General features: G+C 70.4%; 17 protein-coding genes. 13 read left to right on the top strand and 4 right to left on the bottom strand.

Annotated elements, in window-relative coordinates; translation table 11 throughout:
- Nucleotides 1-204: 204 nt before the first annotated feature.
- From HAV40_RS03575 to HAV40_RS03560, 4 genes are all read left to right on the top strand, one after another.
- Nucleotides 205-4332 carry a SpoIIE family protein phosphatase gene (locus HAV40_RS03575; RefSeq protein WP_239086699.1) on the top strand — a complete coding sequence of 1376 codons (4128 nt, stop codon included), beginning with the start codon at nucleotides 205-207 and terminating at the stop codon, nucleotides 4330-4332.
- Nucleotides 4332-4631, top strand: coding sequence for an STAS domain-containing protein (locus HAV40_RS03570; protein WP_166378916.1), 300 nt, complete (start codon nucleotides 4332-4334; stop codon nucleotides 4629-4631). The genes HAV40_RS03575 and HAV40_RS03570 overlap by 1 nt, the downstream gene beginning before the upstream one ends.
- 117 nt (nucleotides 4632-4748) lie before the next feature.
- Nucleotides 4749-5402, top strand: a complete 654-nt coding sequence (locus HAV40_RS03565; protein ID WP_166378914.1) for a hypothetical protein — start codon at nucleotides 4749-4751, stop codon at nucleotides 5400-5402.
- Entirely contained in the window at nucleotides 5399-6658 is a 1260-nt protein-coding gene (locus tag HAV40_RS03560; RefSeq protein ID WP_166378912.1) for a DUF6357 family protein, read from the top strand. Before HAV40_RS03565 ends, HAV40_RS03560 begins: the two co-directional genes overlap by 4 nt.
- A gap of 57 nt (nucleotides 6659-6715) precedes the next feature.
- Here the strand turns inward: HAV40_RS03560 and HAV40_RS03555 are convergent, their stop codons facing one another.
- Nucleotides 6716-7726, bottom strand: coding sequence for a trypsin-like serine peptidase (locus HAV40_RS03555; RefSeq protein ID WP_240935346.1), 1011 nt, complete (start codon nucleotides 7724-7726; stop codon nucleotides 6716-6718).
- 487 nt (nucleotides 7727-8213) lie between these two features.
- On the opposite strand from HAV40_RS03555, the gene HAV40_RS03550 reads away from it, so the two are divergent.
- A complete protein-coding gene (locus HAV40_RS03550) occupies nucleotides 8214-8639 on the top strand; it encodes a hypothetical protein (RefSeq protein ID WP_166378908.1) in 426 nt (141 codons plus the stop codon).
- 139 nt (nucleotides 8640-8778) lie between these two features.
- A complete protein-coding gene (locus HAV40_RS03545) occupies nucleotides 8779-11019 on the top strand; it encodes a glycoside hydrolase family 97 protein (protein ID WP_166378906.1) in 2241 nt (746 codons plus the stop codon).
- 57 nt (nucleotides 11020-11076) lie between these two features.
- On the opposite strand, the gene HAV40_RS03540 is transcribed toward HAV40_RS03545, so the two are convergent.
- Both HAV40_RS03540 and HAV40_RS03535 read right to left on the bottom strand, forming a co-directional pair.
- Nucleotides 11077-12741, bottom strand: coding sequence for a copper resistance CopC/CopD family protein (locus HAV40_RS03540; RefSeq protein WP_203671631.1), 1665 nt, complete (start codon nucleotides 12739-12741; stop codon nucleotides 11077-11079).
- Nucleotides 12738-13508, bottom strand: coding sequence for a YcnI family copper-binding membrane protein (locus HAV40_RS03535; protein ID WP_166378904.1), 771 nt, complete (start codon nucleotides 13506-13508; stop codon nucleotides 12738-12740). The genes HAV40_RS03540 and HAV40_RS03535 overlap by 4 nt, the downstream gene beginning before the upstream one ends.
- 224 nt (nucleotides 13509-13732) lie before the next feature.
- Here HAV40_RS03535 and HAV40_RS03530 point away from each other — a divergent pair, with 224 nt between their 5' ends.
- Nucleotides 13733-13957 (top strand): tautomerase family protein, encoded by a 225-nt coding sequence (locus HAV40_RS03530; RefSeq protein ID WP_166378902.1) that lies wholly within the window; start codon nucleotides 13733-13735, stop codon nucleotides 13955-13957.
- Between the two features lie 143 nt (nucleotides 13958-14100).
- Here HAV40_RS03530 and HAV40_RS03525 read toward each other — a convergent pair whose 3' ends face one another.
- Nucleotides 14101-14892 (bottom strand): IclR family transcriptional regulator, encoded by a 792-nt coding sequence (locus HAV40_RS03525; RefSeq protein WP_203671629.1) that lies wholly within the window; start codon nucleotides 14890-14892, stop codon nucleotides 14101-14103.
- Between the two features lie 168 nt (nucleotides 14893-15060).
- Between HAV40_RS03525 and kduI the strand changes: the two genes are divergently transcribed.
- The 6 genes from kduI to HAV40_RS03495 all read left to right on the top strand — a co-directional run bounded on the left by kduI (nucleotide 15061) and on the right by HAV40_RS03495 (nucleotide 21386).
- Complete coding sequence (gene kduI, locus HAV40_RS03520) at nucleotides 15061-15876, top strand: 5-dehydro-4-deoxy-D-glucuronate isomerase (RefSeq protein ID WP_166378898.1); 816 nt, start codon at nucleotides 15061-15063, stop codon at nucleotides 15874-15876.
- On the top strand, nucleotides 15873-16634 hold the full coding sequence (kduD, locus tag HAV40_RS03515) for a 2-dehydro-3-deoxy-D-gluconate 5-dehydrogenase KduD (protein ID WP_166378896.1): 762 nt from the start codon (nucleotides 15873-15875) through the stop codon (nucleotides 16632-16634). Before kduI ends, kduD begins: the two co-directional genes overlap by 4 nt.
- Nucleotides 16635-16763: 129 nt before the next feature.
- Nucleotides 16764-17849 (top strand): sugar ABC transporter substrate-binding protein, encoded by a 1086-nt coding sequence (locus tag HAV40_RS03510; protein WP_166378895.1) that lies wholly within the window; start codon nucleotides 16764-16766, stop codon nucleotides 17847-17849.
- Nucleotides 17846-18844 carry an ABC transporter permease gene (locus HAV40_RS03505; protein ID WP_203671627.1) on the top strand — a complete coding sequence of 333 codons (999 nt, stop codon included), beginning with the start codon at nucleotides 17846-17848 and terminating at the stop codon, nucleotides 18842-18844. Before HAV40_RS03510 ends, HAV40_RS03505 begins: the two co-directional genes overlap by 4 nt.
- On the top strand, nucleotides 18841-20394 hold the full coding sequence (locus HAV40_RS03500) for a sugar ABC transporter ATP-binding protein (RefSeq protein ID WP_166378893.1): 1554 nt from the start codon (nucleotides 18841-18843) through the stop codon (nucleotides 20392-20394). The genes HAV40_RS03505 and HAV40_RS03500 overlap by 4 nt, the downstream gene beginning before the upstream one ends.
- Entirely contained in the window at nucleotides 20391-21386 is a 996-nt protein-coding gene (locus tag HAV40_RS03495) for an ABC transporter permease (RefSeq protein ID WP_166378891.1), read from the top strand. The genes HAV40_RS03500 and HAV40_RS03495 overlap by 4 nt, the downstream gene beginning before the upstream one ends.
- The last annotated feature ends 25 nt before the right edge of the window (nucleotides 21387-21411 follow it).

Raw genomic sequence — 21411 nt, 5'->3', positions numbered from 1 at the left:
GACGTCGGGATCGCCGGTTCCGTGGTCGGGCTGCCACCGATACGTGACGACGTGCGGCTGCGGCATGAACGACGGCAATCGGGGTACCGGGTGCGTGGCCACGTCGGCGCACCGGGCTTCGTCAGCGGCCAGTGTCCAGGCGTTCGGCCGCTGGCAGATGACCGTGGACGGATGGCAAGGTGAGCACATGTGGGCGGGTGCCAGGTGACAGCTTCGGGTGACGGTCTCAACGACGACGTGTTCTCCGCCGACCCTGCCGTCGCTGCTGACATGCGTGCGGTCGACTGGGCGGCGACGCCGCTGGGCGCGGTGGGCGACTGGCCGCAGAGCCTGCGGACCGCGGTGGGCATCCTGCTGTCGTCACGATTCCCGATGTGGATGGCCTGGGGTCCGCAGCTGACCTTCTTCTGCAACGACGCGTACCGCCGCGACACGCTCGGGCACAAGTACCCGTGGGCTCTCGGGAGGCCGGCCAGCCAGGTCTGGGCCGAGATCTGGGACGACATCGGCCCGCGCATCGAGACGGTGCTGACCACCGGCAGGGCGACCTGGGACGAGGCGCTGCTGCTGTTCCTGGAACGGTCCGGCTACCAGGAGGAGACCTACCACACCTTCTCCTACAGCCCGCTGCGGGACGAGTCCGGCACGGCCGTGGGCATGCTCTGCGTCGTCAGCGAGGACACCACCCGGGTCATCAGCGAACGGCGGATGGCCACCCTGCGCGACCTCGGATCCGATTTCAGCATCGTGCGCACCCAGCAGGAGCTGCTGACGTTCACCAGCCGCCAGCTGGATCGCAACCGGTGGGACCTGCCCTTCACGCTCACCTATCTCATCGACGGCACGACGGCACGACTGGCCGGATCGACCGGCGTCCGCACCGGGCATCCGGCCGCCGCGCCGGCGATCGCCCTGGGCGGGCCGGATCAGGTGTGGCCGGTCGCGACCGGCGTCGATGACCAGCTCGTGGACCTGAACTCACCCCGATATGCCGAGCTGCCGGCCGGAGTATGGCCGCTGCCACCGGCGCAGGCCATGATCGTGCCGCTGCTGCGCCATGGCGGAGCGGCGTACGGGTTCATCGTCGCCGGGCTGAACCGCTACCGCCCCCTCGACGACGGATACCGGTCCTTCCTGGAACTCGTGGCCGGACATGTCGCGACCGGGATCGCCAGTGCCCGCAGCTACCAGGCGCAGCAGCGGCGGGCCGAGGAACTCGCCGAGCTCGACCGGGCGAAGACGGTGTTCTTCTCCAACATCAGCCACGAGTTCCGCACCCCGCTGACGCTGATCATGGGACCGATCGAGGACCTGCGGCGCCATCCGGACACCGGTCCGGCGGTGCGGGCGGAACTGGACGTCATTCACCGCAACGGCCTGCGGCTGGGGAAGCTGGTCAACAGCCTGCTGGACTTCTCCCGGCTGGAGGCCGGGCGGATGCAGGCCAGCTACGAGCCGGTCGACCTCGCCGCCGTCACCGCCGACCTGGCCAGCATCTTCCGGTCGGCGGTGGAGAAGGCCGGCCTGCGCCTGGTCGTGGACTGCCCGCCTCTGGGCAGGCCTGTTCACCTCGACCGCGGCATGTGGGAGAAGGTGATCCTCAACCTGCTCAGCAACGCCCTGAAGTTCACCTTCGACGGCTCGGTCACGGTCACCGTCCGCGGATCCGGCGACCACGCGGTCGTCGAGGTGACCGACACCGGCATCGGCGTCGCCGCCGAGGAGATCCCCCGGCTCTTCGAACGTTTCCACCGCATCGAGAACGCACGCTCCCGGTCCAACGAGGGCAGCGGCATCGGCCTGGCGCTGGTGAAGGAACTGGTCGCCCTGCACGGCGGAACCATCGTCGCCGACAGCACCGAAGGCGAAGGCACCCGCTTCACCATCAGCATCCCCTTTGGCAGCGGACACCTGCCGGCCGCCGCGCTGACCGCCGCGACCAGCGCCGCGGGTCCCTCGGTCGCCGCCGAACCCTACGTGCAGGAAGCGCTGCGCTGGGGGCCCGGCCACCTGTCGGCGGAGTCGGTCAGCGCCGCCGAGCAGGCGACGCCGTTGCTCACCCCCCAGCTGTCCAGGCCGGCCAGCGTGCTCATCGCCGACGACAACGCCGACATGCGCGACTACCTCGCCCGGCTGCTGACCGCCGCCGGCTACCACGTCAGCACCGCCGTCGACGGCCGGCAGGCCCTTGCCCAGGCCCGCGCCACGCCGCCGGAGCTGATCATCAGCGACGTCATGATGCCCCAGCTCGACGGCATGCAACTGCTCAAGGCGCTGCGCGCCGACCCGCGCACCGAGGCCGTGCCCGTGGTCCTGCTGTCGGCACGGGCCGAGCAGGAGGCGTCCATCGAGGGCCTGCACGCCGGAGCCGACGACTACCTCATCAAACCCTTCGCCGCGGCGGAACTGCTCGCGCGGGTGCGGGCCAACGTCGAACTGGCCCGGACCCGCAACCACCACGCCCGCTGGCGAACCGCGCTGATCGACTCGCTGCAGGAGGCGTTCTTCGTCTGCGACGGCGACGGCGCGGTCATCGAGATCAACACCGCGTTCACCGACATCCTCGGCTACGGCCCGCAGGGGCTGCCCTACCAGCCGACACACCCGTGGTGGCCCGACGCCGACACCGACCCCCACGCGCACCACGAGGTGGCGACCGCGTTCGACACGCTCCTGCACGACGCGCGGGGCAGCTACACGATCCCCGTCGTGCACCGCCAGGGTCACCGGGTATGGGTCAACGCCACCTTCAACAAGGCCCAGGACCCCGACAGCGGCCGCACCGTCACCGTCGGCACCTTCCGCGACGTGACAGCCGAGCATCACGCGATACAACGTGACTCCGCGATAGCCGCCCTCAACGTCCGGCTGACGCAGGCGGCCGACCTCGCCCATGCCGCCACCGGCGCGCTCACCGAACTGCAGCGGATCTGGCGCGGCGCTCAGGCATGGGGCGTCGTCTTCCGCGCGGCCACCCCACCGGCGGTCACCGGCGCCGACGGAGCGCCGCTGGACTGGGCACAGCTGCCCGAGGACCACCGCGACGCCATCACCGCCCTGCGCGACGGCCCCAACCTCACCGCGACGGCCTCGGGCGCCGACCGGGCCGGCATCCGGCTGGAACACCCGCACGGCACCATGGTGATCTGGCTCGACCTCGGTCCGGACCGCCCCTTCGCCGAGCACGACCGGCTCCTGCTGTCCCTGCTCGCGGCGAGTCTCGCGCAGGGACTGGCCCGCGCCCACCAGATCGACCAGCAGCGGGAGACGGCCCTGGCCCTCCAGCGCGCCATCCTCGGTCCCGCACAACTGCCGCACGGTTTCGCCGTACGCTACGAACCCGCCGCCACACCCCTGGAGGTCGGCGGCGACTGGTACGACACCATCGCCCTGCCCGACGGCCGGATCGGCATCGTGGTCGGCGACTGCGTGGGCCGCGGCCTGCCCGCGGCAGCGGTGATGGGGCAGCTGCGCAGCGCCTGCCGGGCGCTGCTCCTGCAGGACCCCAGTCCCGCCCGCACCCTGATGGCCATGGACCACTTCGCCGCGGCGACGACCGGAGCCGTCTGCACGACGGTGTTCTGCGGCGTGCTCGACCCCCGGACCGGTCACCTCACCTACGCCAGCGCCGGACACCCGCCGGGCATCATCGCCCACCGCGACGGGCGGACCGACCTGCTCGACGGGGGCCGGTCCCTGCCGCTGGCCGCCGCACCGGGCAGGATTCGCGGCCAGGCCGAGCACGTCATGCCGGCGCGAGCGACGATGATGCTCTACACCGACGGCCTCGTCGAAAGACGCCGCCGCCCCCTGGATCAGGGCATCGCCAGCGCCACGACGACGCTGCACGAAGGTCGCGACGCCGACGTCGACCAGCTGGCGACGCATGTCATGGATCAGCTGACCCCGGAAGGCGGCTTCGAGGACGACGTCGCGTTCCTGGTCTACCGGCATCCAGGTCCGCTGCAGATGACCTTCCCCGCCGATGCTGGCCAGCTTGCCCCCGTCCGCAGTGCCCTGCGCGACTGGCTTCGCCGGTGTGAACTACCGGGCGACACCGCCCACGGGGTCCTGCTGGCCGCCGGTGAAGCCTGCGCCAACGCCATCGAGCACGGACACCGCGACAATCCGGGAGAACCCATCGAACTGCGCGCCGAAGCGTTCGCCGACCGGCTCAGGCTCGTCGTCGCCGACACGGGACGGTGGAAGAGCCCGACGCCGAACCCCGCTCGTGGCCGAGGCGTGGGCCTGATGCGCACTATGATGCAGCACGTCAACATCAACTCCGGCAGCGCCGGCACGACCGTCGACATGTACGCGAGGATCCCCTGATGACCGCCACGCCACTGGACGTCAGCACAGCCCGCACCGAGGACGGCAGCACCCGGCTGACCATCTGCGGTGAGATCGACATGACCAACAGCGCCCGGCTCGCCGAGGCCATCAGCAGCGCGTCCGCGCCTGTGCTGCTCGACTTCGCCGCAGTCGAATACCTCGACAGCGCGGGGCTGGCAGTCCTGTTCGCCCAGGCCGACCGCATAGAACTCGTGGCGAACAGGATGCTCCTTCCCGTGCTGACCGTGTCGGGACTCACCGAGCTGATCTCCGTGCGCGAGGCACCGGCGGGCTGAGTGCCCACGGATCGGTCAGCGTCGGTGCGCAGGGCAGGCCCATGATCAGGATCACGGCAGGTCGGCACTGGTTCCGACTACACTAGTGGATCTCTCACATCCGAACGAAGGAAGCACATGGCGCGTCCCTACAAACCCGGCCCGAAACAGTTCGTCTTCGCCGTCGGTGACGGCAACGACCAGCAGGTCACCGTGGGCGACGCGCAAGAGGCCTACATGGCGTTCTCTGACTTCTTCCGGGGCCGCGAGTCCGACACATACACCGTCACGGACGAGCCGGCCGGACAGCGCCTGGTGCTCATGCCCGGTGCCGGGGTGATCTCCCGGAGCAAGGATGGCGACCAGCCCCGGTCGGAGTACCTCAAGGTCGACAGGCCCAATCGCTACCTTCCGAGCGCGATGCTGTTCTTCGAGAACGGATTCGGCGGACTCGACCGCTTCGGCCAGTGGTTCGGCGACCTCGACGACCTCGACGCGTCACCGGAGACCCGCGGCACCGCCCGCGCCGCCACCTTCACGACGGAAGCGGCGGCGATCGAGGAGGTCGCTCGGATCTGGTCCAATTCCGGCATCGTCGACCCGACTGACCAGTACTACATCTTCTTCGACTCCCATGATGCCGACGACGACCGCGCCGAACGGGCCGAGCTGCTCAAACTGATCGAATTCCTCGGCCTGAGCCGCGTCGAGGCTCCCGTCGAGGGCGCCGGGGGCGAGGTCTGGGTGCGCACCGACCCGCGTCTGGACACCGAATTCGCGCGGTGGTCATGACAGGGCGACACGACGTCGTCTTCACGCGCCGCAGCGGCTGGATCCCGCAGGTGATCCGCGAGGACGGCGAGCTGAGGCTGATGCTCGGCGCCGGGGCCGACGCCAACCATGATCCCCGCACGTTCACCTTCCCGATCGGGCCGGCCCATCTCGCGGTGATCCAGGACGACCTGGCCAGACACCTGCTGCTGTGGAGCGCGGTCCTGCCGCTGTGCGAGGCCGCCGGAACCCGGGGCGCGCTCGACGAGAACGCCGCCGTCGCGCTCCTGGACCCGATCCTGCTCGGTGCGCCCGCGGACGTCGACGCGCTCTTTCGGCGCATACCCTGGGAAAAGAGCCGGCTCATCACCCACGGGGCCGACATCGCACTGCTCGAGCGCGGTCAGGTCTGCGCGGCGATGCGCACCGCGACAGCGGAGGCGGACCAGAAGCGGGCGCAGGAGTATCTCGCGGACCGCCGTCGCGCCGAGCGCGGAATCGTCCTCGGCCCGCTCGACGCCGCGCTGCTGCGGTACACAGGCCAGTACGTGCACGGTTCGACGATCCCGAAGCGGCTGCCTGACGCCGTCGACCCCGCGCTGCTGCCCGAGGTCCTGGCCGTGATCGCCACCGCGGAGCAGGCGTGCGCCGGGATGCGGATCGGACTCGATCCACGGCGCGGAAAGCGGGCCACGGACAAGCGCGACTGGGACCGGATGGCGGCGGCGGTCGAGACGGCCGTACGCCGTGAACACCCCGCACTCGCCGACGACGCGGTGCGTACGGTGAGCTTCCTGATGTGCTCGGAGGCCGCGGGCCGCTCCAGGAACACGCCCGTCGAGGATGAGGACGAGGCTGCCGACCTCGGTGAGGGTGCGCGCAAGACGGCGCTGACGTTCACCGATGACAAGGGCGGGGAGAAGAAGTGGGTGCGGGACGGTTCCCGCACCGCCTCGGCCGCGTTCTGGGAGTTCGTCACCGATCGCCACGCCGGGGACAACGAGGTGTTCACCATCGAGGACGAGGCGATGGGCGAAGGGATCCAGCTTCACCTCTACGCGGACTCCGTCGCCCGGATCACCACCGTGCGACAGGGCGAAGCCGGATCGGAACCGGAATACCTGGTCGAGTACGGCCTGGTCGACGGGATCGGCGGATACCGGAAGCTGCTGAGCGCCTTCGTCGGCGGCGGCTGCGCCGCACTCGAACCGTACGGTCCCTGGATGTCTGACGTCGCCGACTTCGAGAGCGCACGCCGGCGGCGCGACGCCCGGTGAGCCCCGGCCTGGGCCAGGGCTCACCGGTGGTTCAGGTGCGAAGCGTCAGCTCACCGGTCACGCGGGGGACAGGGCCTCCGCGTAGTCGTAGAGGCTCTTGATGTCGTTGTCGAAGTAGGGGCCGTCGAACTCGCCGTTGCCGGGGTTGTCACCGTGGCTCACGACGCTGTTGATGTACCCGTAGCCGGTGGCGTCGTTGTACTCCTGCAGCCAGGGGCCGCCGCTGGAGCCGTACGTCATCGGGCAGTACATGCGGATCACCTGGTCGTGGCCCTGCCATGTGCCGCTCTGGCAGAACCACTGGATCTCACCGCCGCCGAGGTTGGACGGGTAGCCGATCGCGGTCATGTACGGCCCGTAGCCCCAGTTCCAGCGCAGGCCGTGCCCGCCGACCGTGTCGACGACCTTCAGGCCCCAGTAGCCGCCGTTGTTCATGATGACGATGGCCATGTCCTCGGGGTAGCTGCCGCTGTTGACCCACGCGGAGCGGGTCGCCACGGTGTAGGCCGCGAACGAGCCGTACGGCTGGCTGCCGCTGCGGTACTGCGGGACGAACACCCAGTTGCCGTACCAGGACCCGCCGGCCCCGCCGCTGTGCACGCAGTGCCCGGCGGTCATCACCAGGCGGCGCTTGCCGCTGGAGACGGTGCTGGCCGAGCACGACGAGCCGCCCCAGGGCGTGTTGAAGTACAGCTTGCCGATGGCCAGCGACTCGTTGAGCAGATTCGCGCCGCGGTCGACGCTCATGCGCGGTGCCACCGGCGCGATCGTGCCGGCTTTCCCGTTCGGCTTGGACGTGGTGTTCGTTTCCTTGCCGGTCGCCTTGGGCCGGGCGAAGTCGAGGTCGACGGCGGCGGCCATGCGCTCGGGCGTCCAATAGGCGACGACCTCTTTCGCGGCCGCCTCATTGGTGACGGGCCGGCCGTCGATGGTGCGGTTGACCGCGGTGATGTTTCCGTTGCGGTCGGCGACGGTGGTCGGCTGGTCAGCCAGGGCTGCCGTCGCGCTGGTCAGCACGAGTGCGGCCGCCAGGCCGGTCACTGCTGACCATTTCGAGATGGGACTCACAAGACTTCCCTTCGGTTGGGGGGAGCGATGTGCGTCCATCCTTATTGGAACATCCCTATGCGTCAATGTATGTGGGGGGATGCGTCTCTCGGGAGAGATTGTTTGGCTGCAATAGGATCTGATGAGAGATGGGAGTGATTCTCGCATCATTCACTGTTGTAGTGATTATTGCGAATTCAGCATGCGTGTATGGAAATCCGCTGTCGCGCCGGTTGATGACGAGTGGCCGGGCAGTCGGCACCACGGCCGTCCGGCCGCCGCGCGGCGAGATCGCCGAAGGTGAGTCACGGTTCGGCGCTTGCGGCGGTGTGCGGCTCCAGGCGGCGACCAGACATGCGGGGCGTGATCATGCTGGCTCACTCGCGAACCGCTCCCGCGTCTCCAGGCGACGCGCGCGCCGGTGAGCAAAATCCAGGATCCCAAGATGTCGAGACATTTAAGTACAATGATGTTCCGTCCTATCCGGTCCCCGATCCTGGAGTCACTGATGCGCGCACGACTAGCAGCCCTGACCGTCGCCCTGCTCACCGCTGTCGCAGGGTCCCTCGCCCTCACCTCTCCGGCGTACGCCGTCACCGGAAGCGCGGCCTGCCGCGTCCAGCCCGGCCCGAGTGGCTACACCAGTTCCTGTGGCACGAGCACCGCAGCCTTCACCTACGTCGTCTCGTTCCAGGTCACCGGTGCCGCACCGGGCACCACGTTCTCCTGGTCGGTGAGCGGAGCGACCGCGAGCAACTCCTACGGCTGCGGCAGTACCGATCCGTTCTGCACCAAATACATCCCTGCCGTGCAGGGCGACCGGGTCCTGTCGGCGACAGTGGGGCTGAGTCTGAGCGGTCAGACGAGCTACGCCTACTCCGATGCCTTCATCCCGGCGACCTGCTCGCTCGGTGGGTGGCCGGTGCTCTGCTGACCACAGACTCTCCCCATCGCTCAGCCGGGGTCGACCCTGGCTGAGCGACCCTCAGCACGGCCAGGGCCGCATGGACCCGCTCCTGTTCACGTCCTTCGGCGATGCGTGAACCCGCTTCCGTTCCGGAAAGGCATCTCGCATGCTTGAAAGAAGACATCGCCGATCGGTGCTCCTGCGCGGCGCGCTGGCCCTGGTGCTGCCAGCGGCCATCGTCTGCGTCACCCCCGGCTCCGCCGCCGCAGCGACCACCTGGACGGTCAGCGGGCCGTCCACCGGTTCGCCGACCTCCGCCCACGTCACGCTCAACGACAACGGCACCCTGTCGTTCGCCGTGTCCAGCCAGGGCGCCACGGTGCTGTCCCCGTCAGCCATCGGCATCGAGACCAGCGCGGCCGACCTGACCAGGAACCTCGCCTTCACCGGCCGGGCCGACCGGACCGTCACCGAGGCCTACGCGATGACCACCGGCAAGCAGCGCAACCGGTCCACCGCCTACAACGAGACCACCCTGTCCTTCACCGGCACCGGCGGTGCGCGGCTGGACGTCGTCGTGCGCGCGTCGAACACCGGCGCGGCCTACCGCTACGTGCTGCCAGGCAGCGGATCGGTCACCGTACGCCGCGAAGCGTCGTCCTGGACCGTGCCGGCCGCGGCCAACGCCTGGCTGCTGCCGGCCCACAGTGAGGACCAGGGCTACCCGGTCCAGACGACAGCCGGAGCGGCGGCCGCGGGCACCTTCCGGGTCCCGGCGCTGTTCGAGGTCAACGGGGTCTTCGCCCTGCTGGCCGAGGCCGGCCTCGACGGCCGGTACGCGGCGGCCAGCCTGACGCACACCGCCGGAGCCGGGACCTACAACACCTCGCTGGACAGTGCGGCCATCACCGCTAATCTGCCGCTGTCCACGCCGTGGCGCACCGCGGCCGTCGGCAACCTGGCCGCGATCACCGGGTCCACGATCGTCGACGACCTGTCCGCGCCGTCCCGGTTGAGCAGCACGTCCTGGGTCACACCGGACACCGTCGCCTGGTCCTGGCTCACCGAACACGCCAGCCCGTCGAACGAGAGCCGCCAGCGCCAGTACATCGACTTCGCCGCCCGCAACGGCTGGGGTTACGTGCTCATCGACGAAGGGTGGCAGGAGAGCTGGGCGCCCAGCGTGGTGAGCTATGCCCGCGCCAAGGGCGTACAGGTGATCCTGTGGTTCAACTCCGCCAACCTCTGGACCGCCCAGCAGCGGGAAACGTGGCTGCCACGGATCAAGAACTGGGGCGTGGCCGGGGTGAAGGTCGACTTCATCTACGAGTTCACCCAGCCCACCCTGCAGTGGTATGACGCGATCCTGGCCCGGACCGCCGAGCTCCAGCTCATGGTCAACTTTCACGGCTCGGCCACCCCGCGCGGCATGCAGCGCACCTGGCCGCACGTCATGACCGCCGAGGCCGTGCACGGCGGCGAGCAGTACCTGCGGGCGTCGAAGAACACGATGGTGCCGTTCCACCGCAACGTCATCTCCAGCATGGACTACACCCCCGTCATCTTCAGCCCGTACAACCGCGACACCACCTTCGCCCACGAACTCGCGACCGCGATCGTGTTCGAATCAGGCTGGCAGCACCTGGCCGACAACCCGGAAAGCTACGAATCCCAGCCGGAGGCGCTGCGCATCCTCAACCAGCTCCCCACCACCTGGGACGAGACGCGGCTGCTCGGCGGCCGACCGGGGCAGGAGGCCTACTTCGCCCGGCGCAACGGCGGCAGGTGGTACATCGGCGGGGTGTCCGCGCTGGCCGCGAAGACGTATACGGCGCCGCTGAGCTTCCTGGGCGGCGGCCAGTGGCTGCTGGAGACCGTCCGGGACGGCGCGAGCGCGCTGACGCGCGAGACCCGCGTGGTCACCAGCACCGCCACCCTGTCGGTGGCGATGCTCCAGCGCGGCGGCTTCGCCGCCGTCGTCTGTCCCTACACCGCGGGCATGACCAGCTGCGGCTCCACCGCCAGCGGACTGCTCAAGGGTCAGGGTTCCGGCCGCTGTGTCGACGTGCCCAACAACACCCAGGCCAACCGGACCCGGGTCACGCTCTTCGACTGCCACGGCGCCGCCAACCAGACCTGGACGGCGACGACGTCACGGGAGCTGAGGGTGTACGGCACGAAGTGTTTGGAGGTCGACGCCGCCAGCACCGCCGACAGGGCCGCGGTCACCATCTTCGACTGCAACGGCCTGGCCCATCAGCAGTGGAACGTCAACGCCGACGGCACGGTCGTCGGTGTGGCGTCCGGCAAGTGCCTGGACGCGGTCGACGCCGGGACCGGCAACGGAACGCTGCTGCAGATCTGGCCCTGCAACGGCGGCCCCAACCAGAAGTGGTCGCGGAGCTAGGGTCCCGCCCACGCCGCTGACCTGCCCACCCCTGAACGGGCAGGTCAGCGGCGGCTGTCAGCTGACGGTGAACTCCAGCTCACCCACGGGGTTGGCGAACTGGCTGACGCGAAGCGACACCTGCATCCGCCACGTTCCGGCCACCGGGAGCATGACCTGCGCGGTGTAGTGGCCCGCCGACACCTGTGTCAGCGGGATGGCGCCCAGTGCCGCCCCGTCGGCGGTCAGGCGTACCACCGGTGGTGCGACACCCTCGGTGGGCTCGCCGGTCGCGGTGCTCAGCCGCAGGGTGATGGTGTTGGGGCCGCGGGTGAGCGGGGTGAGCGAGGCCCGCACCCTGATGTCGCCCAGGGTCGTGTCACGGGTGTCGGGATTGGCCTCGGTCGACGCGCTCGCGGGCCGGGTGCCGCCCTCGGGGCTCGTGTCGACGAGGAATCCGGTGACCAGCAGGGCGACGGCGAGCAGCACGCCCTCGATCGCGGTGGCGCGGGCCACCGGTCGCACGTGCGCCTGACGGGTCCTGCTCGCCGCGTGCTGGAGCCGGGGGAGCAGCGACCACCTGTTCCATGCCGCGATGGCGATGGCGGCCAGCGCGATGGCGATCTTGGCCACCACGAGGCGGCCGTAGCCGGTGTCGGCCAGCGCGGTCCACGAACCGAGGATCCGCCAGACGAGCAGCGTGCCGGTGGCGACCAGGGCCGCGAGGACGCCGGCGGCGGCGCTGGAGAACCGGGCGAGCACCCCGGCCGCGACGGTGCCCTGACCGGACATCGTCGGCAGGGTCAGCGCCAGGCCGGCCAGCCCGCCGAGCCAGACGCCGCCCGCGAGCAGGTGCAGCACATCCGCGCCGACGACGAGCAGTTCGGGGCTCGCCGCGCGGGCGTGCCCGACCAGCGCGGGAGCCGTGACCGCCAGCGCGGCGGCGACCACCGCCGCAGTGCGCCGGGGTGCCGGGCCGGGGCCGAGCAGGGTCACGGCCAGCGCCAGTCCGCCGACGACGGCCGCGGTGACGGTGTACTCGGTCAGCGGCACGGAGGACCAGGTGGCTCCCTCGCCGAGCAGCGAAGGTCCGCCGCCGAGCAGGTACACCGCGGTGATCGGCAGCGCGGCGAGCCAGGCCACGGCGGCGACGGCCGCGGCGGCGCGGGCGAGCCTGGCCAGGCGGCGCCGGGGCTGGTCGAGGCCGGGGTCGGCGGGCAGGAACAGGGTGGCGAACGCGACGAGCCCGGCGGCGAGCAGGAGGCCGAGATAGCCGAACACGCGGGACACGGTCAGCGTCCAGGGCACTGCGGGGGTGCTGTCGGAGCCGTTCGCGGCCGGGGTCTTGACGGGGGTGGGCGCGCCGACGGAGAAGGTGAGCGCGCCGCTGATGGGGTGGCCGTCCTCGGAGACGACCCGCCAGGTGATCACGGTCGTGCCGTTGTTCAGCCGGGCGGGCAGCGCGACCTCCAGCTCGGTCCCGGTGACGGCCGGACGCGCCTCGACCTGTTCCCCCTGTGGTCCGTAGACCTGGACGCCACCGGGGACGCCGCGGACCGCTTCGTCGAAGGTGAACAGGACCCGGTCGGGCGGGCTGGGCAGCACCGCGCCTTCGGCAGGGGTGCTGCTGAGCAGGTGCGCGTGGGCTTGGGCGGGCTGCGGGAAGCCGAGCAGGATCGCGGGTACGAAGACCAGCACCAGCAGTGTCGTCGCCCTGATGCGCCGTGACCGCCGTCCGGTCATGGCCTGCGGCGCTGTCGTACTAGCGCGGCACCGCCGAGGATCGAGCCGAGGATGCCGGCCGCCAGCGCGGCGAGCGTCAGCGCGCGATCGGTCGCCGGGGCAGCCGCGGTGGCGGGCGGCTGCATGGCGTGGGCGTCACCGGTGGCCGGGTGGTGGGCGGTGCCCGCCGTGGGGGCGGTGGTGGTGAAGCTCGGCGCGGGCAGTTCGAGTTCCGCGACGTTCCGCCCGTCCTGCGGGACCTCGATCCAGGCCGATTCGCCCTGCTCGCAGGTCTGGATGGTCGGGAAGACGAGCGCGGTTCCGGCGGCTTCGGGTAGCTGGACGGTGAGTTCGAGGACCTCGCGGTAGCCGTCCGGGAGCGGGGTCTGCGTGGTGAACGTGACCGAGGCGACCCGTTGGGTGATCTTGTTGCCGTGGGCGTCCACGGCGGGCGGGTCGACGGTCGCGGTCTGCTTGGCGATCGTCCACAGCGCTGTGCGGGTGGGGGTGACCGCGGTGATCTGCGCGGGGATCTGAATGGTGACCTTGGTGGTCGGCGAGTCCCCGCAGCCGTGCCCGATGCTGAACTGCAGGACGGCGTGCGCCCCGGCCGCGGTCGTCGACGGGGTGACGCTGACGTGGGCGGCGGCCGGGGAGGCGAAGCCGAACACGCCGACGGTCAGCGCCGCGGCGCTGACCCGCGTGACGCGCCAGGTCAGGGTCCGGGCCGAGCGGCGGTGGTGCCGGACGGCCGGGACCAGGGCGGATCCGATGTCGTTGCGCCGCATGTCGCATCCTCGTGCCTCAGGACGAGTCGGCTCGCCGGGGGTCCGTGCGCGGGCTCGCCGCCGCGGGGGTCGCAGTGATTCGACCAACAGGTCGAACCAATGTCAAGTATGTGAACTGGACCGGGGTGCTGTCCTGCGTTGCGACGCACCAGGCGGCGCGGTAGCGTGCGTTCACATCAGTGAACTCAGGTCCATCACGTGGACAGCCATTTGGGGAGGGCGCAATGCCTAACATCACCGTCGAACTGCTCGCGGGCAGGTCAGTCGAGCAGCGCAGGGCGTTCGCGCGGGCCGTGACCGACAATGCCGTCGAGATCCTGGGGGCCCGTGCGCAGGACGTCCGCATGGTGTTCACCGAGATCACGCCCGACGTCGTCGCCAACGGCGGCGTGCTGGCCAGTGAGGACGCCAGTCGCGCCGGTGTGATCGCCGCGCTCGACAAGGGCTGACACCGCCGTCGGGGTGCGCGTGGCTCGGCGCGGCCGGGCGGTGCGCACGCGCGGCTACCGACGCCTGTCGGCAGCGGCCTGGACGGGTGGCGCGGTGGGGTCGACCGGTGGGTGGTCGGCCCCACCGCCGTGAAGAGGGCGCGTCAGCGCGCGAGGCGGTTGTCGCGCATCGCCGTCAGGCGGGCCTTGACGCTCAGCAGGGTCTCGATGATGAAGTCCTCCCGGCCCTTCTTGAGCCGGCTGATCGGGACCGCGATGCTCAGGGCGTCGACCGACTGGTGCGACAGGGGCAGCGCGACGCCGAAGCAGCGTACGCCCAGGCAGGATTCCTCGGTCTCCTCCGCGTAGCCGAGCTGGGCGGCCTTGTCGATGGTCGCGATGAGGACGTCGCGGTTCGTGATCGTCTGGGACGTGATGGCCTTGATCTGGTGCGGGACGAACGTGCCGCGCACGTCCTCGGGCATCTCGGCGAGCATCGCCCGGCCGAGCGCGGTGCTGTAGGCGGGCAGTCGGCGGCCGACGGCGGAGTACATGCGCAGCGGGTGCTTGGACTCGCGCTTGGCCGTGTAGATGACCTCGGCGCCCTCCAGGCGGCCCAGGTGGACCGTCTCCTCGGTGGCCGCCGCGATCTCGTCCATCACGGCGCTTGCGCGGGCCAGGACCGGGTCGCCGTCGATGTAGGCGGAGCTGACCGTCAGCGTGTGCACGCCCAGCCGGTAGACGCTGCCGGTCTGGTCGGTGTCGAGCCATCCGCGCGCGCACATGGTGCGCAGCAGCGCGTGCAGGCTGCTCTTGGGGATGCCGAGGCGGGTGGCCAGCTGCAGCTGGGTGCCGGGGCCGTTGGCGGCTATGTCGTCCAGGACGTCGAGGACACGCGCGGCTGATTTGACCTCCGAGGTGCCGGAGCTGCCGTTGACCGTTTTGTCCGCGTCCACCGCGGGCCTCCTCATCAATCAACCATGTTCGCACGTACCCGGCGTACAACACTAAACCACAGTTCACATGGAGGGACCGACTTCGGCCCCTTGACTCGTGATCGGGGCCATAGGTATGGTCGCGGTCAGTTCACATAGCGGAACCGGGTTCACAAACGAGGAGAAGTTTTGATCGAGGTTAGGCACTCCGCATCGCCGTCCAGCGTGGAGACGGCGACGAATGCGGACCTGCGAAAGAACTTTCTCGTCGAGAACCTGTTCAGCACCGGCGAGGTGCACGGGGTCTACACCCACGACGACCGGCTGGTCGTCGGCGGTGCGGTGCCCGGTGCGGGCCGGCTCGAACTGCCCGCCTGGGACGTGCTCGGCACACCCTCCCACCTGACCCGCCGGGAGCTGGGCATCATCAACGTCGGCCAGTCGGGCCACGTGCTGGTCGACGGCGAGAAGTTCGAACTGGGCCACCTCGACGGGCTGTACGTCGGCCGCGGCAGCGAGGTCGTGTTCGCCGGTGCCGACGCCGCGTTCTACTTCGTCTCCTCCCCGGCGCACGCGACCTACCCCACCGCCCTGCTGAGCCACGCCGCGATCGAGCCGGTGAAGCTCGGCACGGCGCAGGGCGCGAGCCAGCGCAGCCTCTACCGCTACGCCTGGGGCCAGGAGCTGCAGACCGCGGTGCTCCAGTTCGGCGTGACCGTGATCGCCGAGGGCTCGGTCTGGAACACGTTCCCGCCGCACCTGCACGACCGGCGCACCGAGGTCTACATGTACGTCGACCTGGCCGACAACGACCGGATCTTCCACCTGATGGGCCAGCCGGGCGCCGCCCGCCACCTCGTCGTGCGCGACCGCGAGGCCGTCATCTCGCCGCCGTGGTCGATCCACTCGGGCGTCGGCACCGGCTCGTACGCCTTCATCTGGGCGATGGGCGGGGAGAACAACGACTACACCGATCTGCAGCCAGTGGCGCTGGAGGATCTGTGAACGCCGCTTCCCCGTTCGACCTGACCGGCCGACGCGCCGTGGTGACCGGTGCGGGCCGCGGCCTGGGGCAGGCCATCGCCCGCGGGCTCGCCCAGGCCGGAGCCGACCTGGTCCTGCTGGGCCGGCCGGGCAGCCAGACCGCGACCCGCGACCAGCTGGCCGACCTCGGCCGTGACGTGCGGATCGTCGAGCTCGACGTCAGCGACCACGACGCCGTCGAGCGGGTCGCCGCGCAGGTCAACAGCGACCACCAGGTCGACATCCTGGTCAACAACGCCGGGATCATCGACCGCGCGGACTCGGTGGACGTGAGCCGCGAGTCGTGGAACCGCGTGGTCGACGTCAACCTCAACGGCCTGTTCCTGCTCTGCCAGCAGTTCGGGGCACCGATGACCGAGCGCGGCCACGGCAAGATCGTCAACGTGGCCAGCCTGCTGTCCTTCCAGGGCGGCCTGCGGGTGGCGGCGTACGCGGCCAGCAAGCACGGCGTCGCCGGGGTCACCAAGGCCCTGGCCAACGAGTGGGGCCCGCACGGCGTGCAGGTCAACGCCATCGCACCCGGCTACATGAACACCGACAACACCACCGCGCTGCGTAACGACCCGGACCGCTCCCGGTCCATCCTCGAGCGCATCCCGGCGGGCCGCTGGGGAGACGCCTCCGACATCGCCGGAGCGGCCGTCTTCCTGAGTTCCGCCGCCGCCGACTACGTCAACGGCCATGTCCTGGTCGTCGACGGAGGCTGGATGGCCCGCTGACCCTGGCCTCCAGCGCACCAAACCCGTACGATCCGCCGACCGCCACCAGCCCACCGGCGGCAGGTTTTCTCGCTCGATTTGCGTCACCCCCAGCCGGATGTTCCGGCACTGAAGAGATCGAGGATCAACGTGAAGATCGAATTCCGTCCCACCGCAGTCTTATTGACCCTGTCCCTGGCAGTCGCAGGCCTGACCGCGTGCAGCGAGGCGCCGGCCGGCGAGGCCGACCCCAACGCCGCGGGCGCCTGCAAGCCGGCCGACGTCAAGCTGGTCGGCCAGGTCCGCAACGAGTCGAACCCGTACGAGGCCTCGTGGCTGAACGGCGGCGACGCCTTCGCCAAGTCGGTCGGCCTCACCCAGCAGCGCCTCACCTACGGCGGTGACTCGACCAAGCAGCAGGAGCAGATCAGCCAGATCCTCGCCGGTGACACCAAGTGCCTGGTCATGAACGTGCTCCCCAACGGCGACTCGGACACCGCGCCGATCGTCAAGGGAGCCGACAAGGCCGGCGCATTCCTGGTCACCCAGTGGAACAAGCCGGCCGACCTGAAGCCGTCGGACTACAAGACGTGGATCAGCCACATCACCTACAACGGTGTCGAGTCGGGCAAGCAGATCGGTGACGCGCTCGCCAAGTCGATCGGCGGCTCGGGCGGCATCATCGCGCTGCAGGGCGTGCTGGACACCGCGGCCGCCAAGGACCGGTTCGCCGGCCTGCAGGAGTCGCTGAAGGCGAACCCGGGCGTGCAGCTGCTCGACCAGCAGACCGCCAACTTCTCCCGCGCCGAGGCGCTGACGGTCACCAAGACGCTGCTGACCAAGCACGGTGACAAGATCAAGGGCATCTGGACCGCCAACGACGACATGGCGCTCGGCGCTCTGGAAGCCCTCCAGCAGGCGGGCAAGTCCGGCAAGGTCGCGGTCGTCGGCATCGACGCCGTGCCCGACGCCGTCACCGCGGTCCAGAACGGCACCATGACCGCCACCGTCTCCAGCGACGGCACCTGGCAGGGCGGCATCGGCCTGGCGATCGGCTTCTGCGCCGCCACCGGCAAGATCAAGGTCGCCGACATCGCCGCGGACAACCGGGCGTTCTTCGCCGAGCAGTTCCTCATCACCAAGGACAACGCCGCCCAGTTCGCCGCTCCGAAGACCGACCCCGCGGACTTCGACTGCGCCAACGTCTTCAAGCGTGTGGCCGGGCCCCTGAAGTGACGGTCACCACCGGGGCCGCCGTGCCCCGCCGGATCATTCGGCGGGGCACGGCGTTTCGCGACGCCGGCCCACCGGTCGCGCTGGTCGTCATCTTCGCGGTGTTCGCGGCCCTGAGCCCGCAGTTCCGCAGCATCGCCAACGTCCAGAACATCGTCGACGCCGCCGCCGTGCTCGCCGTAGTCACCTGCGGCATCACCTTCGTGCTGATGATGGGGTCCATCGACCTGTCGTCGGCGGGGGTGATGGGCGCCTCCGCGCTGACCGTGTCACTGCTCGTGGCCAACAACCGCAACGACAACGACCTCGGGCTGCTCGGCATCGCCGTCGCCGTCGCGATGGGCTGCGCGTTCGGTTTCCTGAGCGGGCTCGCGCTGGTCACTTTGAAGGTGCCGTCGTTCATGGCCACGCTCGGGGTGTCGGCCATCGGGCTCGGCGTCGCGACCCTCATGTTCGCCGGGGTCCAGCCCAACATCTCCGACGTCATGCTCAAGAGCTGGGCGATCGAGCGCTTCCTGGGCCTGTCCTACCTCACCTGGATCGCCGCCGCGTGCATCCTGGCGGGCTGGCTCATCCAGCGCTACACCAGGCTCGGCCGGTACGCGTACGCGATCGGCGGGGCCGAGGAGGTGCTGACGCTGTCCGGGGTCCGGGTCAAGCCGTACAAGGTCGCGGTCTTCACCCTCGCCGGGGCGTTCTACGGGCTGGCCGGGGTCATGGTGACCAGCCAGCTCGGCGCCGGTCTCGTGCAGGCCGGCAACGGATACGACTTCTCGGCCATCACCGCCGCCGTCGTCGGCGGCACCCTGCTCACCGGCGGCCGGGGCGGCATCCTGCACTCCGCCGTGGGTGTCCTGCTCGTCATGGTGCTCACCAACGGTCTCGTCCAGGTCGGGGTCAGCCCGTACTGGCAGGGTGGCGTCGAGGGTCTCATCGTCGTGGCCGCGGTCGCCGCCGCGGTCATCCCGCAGCGTCGAAGGAACCAGGTGGTCAAGTGAGCGTCCCAGCCGAGCGGGAGCCCGCGACGTCCGCGCCGGTGCCGGCGCTGGAGGTCCGCGGCCTCGTCAAGCACTACCCGGGGGTGAAGGCCCTCGACGGCGTCGACCTGGTCGTCCACCAGCACGAGGTGCTGGGTCTGGCCGGGGAGAACGGCGCGGGCAAGTCCACGCTGCTCAAAGCCCTGGTCGGCCTGGTCACCCCCGACGCCGGTGAGATCTACGTCCGGGGTGAGCCGGTCAAGCTGCGCAGCGTCGTCGAGGCCGCCGACCACGGCATCGGCATGGTGTTCCAGGAGCAGTCCCTGGTGCCCAACCTGACCGCGGCGGAGAACATCCTGCTCGGCAGCGAAGGCGGCGCGGTCCGCCGTGGCGTCTACCGCTGGGACGTCATGCGGCGGCTGGCCCAGGAGCAGCTCGACAAGATCGGTTCGAAGATCGACCCCCTGGCGCGTACCGACAGCCTCTCCTTCGCCGACCGGCAGATGGTCGAGATCGCGAAGGTGCTGCGCATCGAGCAGCGCAGCCAGCACCCGCCGGTCATCATCCTGGACGAGCCGACCTCGGTGCTGGAGTCCAAGGAGATCGACACCCTGTTCGCGCAGATCCGCCGGCTGCGCGAGTTCGCGTCCGTCGTTTTCGTCTCGCACCGCCTGGACGAGGTGCTCGACGTGTGCGACCGGGTGACCGTGCTGCGCGGCGGCCAGTCGGTCGGCGAGGTCGCCACGGCCGGGGCCGTCCCGCGCGAGCTGCACCGCATGATGATCGGCTCCACCGGGTCCGACGACCACTACCACTCCAACGCCGCCACGCCCGTCGGGGCCGCCGAGCCTCGGCTGTCCGTACGCGGCCTGTCGGGCGCGTCGTTCCGCGACGTCGACCTGGACGTCGCGGCGGGTGAGGTCGTGGCGATCGTCGGTGTGCACGGCTCGGGCCGCGAGGACGTCTGCCGGGCCCTGTTCGGCATCGAGCCGACGACCGCAGGCGAGATCCGGATGGACGGCAAGCGGATCAGCCTGCCCAACACCCGCGCCGCGTGCGCCGCCGGTATCGGCTACGTGCCCGCCGAGCGCAAGACCGAGGGCATGGTCGGCCCGATGTCGGTCGCCGAGAACATGACCCTGACCAAGCAGAAGGCCCGCTGCGCGGGCCCGTTCGTGGCCCCCGCGAAGCAGGCCGGGCTGGTGGACCGCTGGATCGAGCGGCTGTCCATCCGCACCCCGACCCGCGACACCCCGATCCAGCGGCTGTCCGGCGGCAACCAGCAGAAGGTGGTCCTGGCCCGCTGGCTGGTCGCCGGCGACATCCGGCTGCTGCTGCTGGACCACCCGACCCGCGGCCTGGACATCGGCGCCCGCTCCGAGGTGTACCGGCTGATGCGCGAACTCGCCGCCAGCGGCGTCGCCACCGTGCTGCTGGCCGACAGCCTCGAGGAGGCCATCGGCATGGCCGACCGCATCCTGGTCATGAACGACGGCCGGGTCGTGACCGAGGTCGCCTGCCCCAACGGCGGCAAGCCGAGCCCCCTGGACCTCGTGAAAGAGATGGTATGAGCACTCCCGTCGCCGTGACGCCGGTCGCCGAACCCGCGACCGCCAAGAGCGGCCCCCGCCGCGCCCAGCGGATCACCGGGTTCATGCCGCTCATCGCCCTGGTGGCGCTGGTGGCCGCGCTGACGATCGCCGACCCGGACTTCCTGACCCAGCGCAGCCTGACCGCTGTCGCGCGCACCGCCGCGCCGCTCATCGTGCTCGCGGCGGGGGCGACGCTCATCGTCCTGTGCGGCGGCATCGACCTGTCCATCGCGGCGCTGGCCTCGCTGTCGACCGTCCTGCTGGCCCTGTGGCTGCCGGACCTCGGCGGCCTGGCCACCCCGGTCGTCATCGCCGTCGCGGCCGCGATCGGCGCGGTACAGGGCGTGGCCCACGTGCTGCTGCGGATACCGTCGTTCATCGTCACCCTGGGCGGGATGAGCATCCTGTCCGCGGTCGCCCTCGTCGTGTCCGGCGCGGGCACCGTACGGGTCGTCGACGACACGCCGGTCGCGTGGCTGGAGCTGTACCTCGCCGGTTACGTGCCGATGTCGGCGGCGACGGCGCTGCTCGTCGTCGCCCTGATCGCCGCCGTCGTCAAGGCGACCCCGCTGCACAGCTGGATCTCGGCCACCGGCTACTCCGAGTCGGCCGCGCGGCTCGCGGGCACACCCGTCGACCTGGTCAAGATCGGTGCGTTCTGCGTCTCCGGCGCGTGCGCCGGGCTCGCCGCGGTCATGCTGGTCTCCCGGCAGTTCAGCGGCGGCCCCACCATGGCCGACAACCTGCTGCTGCCGGCGGTCGCCGCGATCGTCGTCGGCGGCACCGCCATCACCGGCGGCCACGGCAGCCTGTGGCGGAGCCTGGCGGGCGCGCTCGTGGTGACGCTGCTGCGGGTCGGCCTGCCGATCGTCGGCGTGCCGTCCGCCTACGAGCAGATCCTGTACGGCGCGATCATCATCGTCGCCGTCGCACTCACCCTCGACTGGTCGAAGGTATCGATCATCAAATAACCGTTCGACCCCCGTGTATCCGCAC

It is taken from the genome of Catellatospora methionotrophica, assembly GCF_011297335.1.
Taxonomy (GTDB): Bacteria; Actinomycetota; Actinomycetes; order Mycobacteriales; family Micromonosporaceae; genus Catellatospora; species Catellatospora methionotrophica.
This window is presented reverse-complemented; position numbering and strand designations above follow the sequence as displayed.

Bases quoted from the DNA above. Each gene is read 5' to 3' on its own strand.
- HAV40_RS03570 (WP_166378916.1), top strand. From the start codon at position 4,332: ATGACCGCCACGCCACTGGACGTCAGCACAGCCCGCACCGAGGACGGC.
- HAV40_RS03565 (WP_166378914.1), top strand. From the start codon at position 4,749: ATGGCGCGTCCCTACAAACCCGGCCCGAAACAGTTCGTCTTCGCCGTC.
- HAV40_RS03550 (WP_166378908.1), top strand. From the start codon at position 8,214: ATGCGCGCACGACTAGCAGCCCTGACCGTCGCCCTGCTCACCGCTGTC.
- HAV40_RS03535 (WP_166378904.1), bottom strand. From the start codon at position 13,508: ATGCGGCGCAACGACATCGGATCCGCCCTGGTCCCGGCCGTCCGGCAC.
- HAV40_RS03560 (WP_166378912.1), top strand. From the start codon at position 5,399: ATGACAGGGCGACACGACGTCGTCTTCACGCGCCGCAGCGGCTGGATC.
- HAV40_RS03540 (WP_203671631.1), bottom strand. From the start codon at position 12,741: ATGACCGGACGGCGGTCACGGCGCATCAGGGCGACGACACTGCTGGTG.
- HAV40_RS03495 (WP_166378891.1), top strand. From the start codon at position 20,391: ATGAGCACTCCCGTCGCCGTGACGCCGGTCGCCGAACCCGCGACCGCC.
- HAV40_RS03545 (WP_166378906.1), top strand. From the start codon at position 8,779: ATGCTTGAAAGAAGACATCGCCGATCGGTGCTCCTGCGCGGCGCGCTG.
- HAV40_RS03530 (WP_166378902.1), top strand. From the start codon at position 13,733: ATGCCTAACATCACCGTCGAACTGCTCGCGGGCAGGTCAGTCGAGCAG.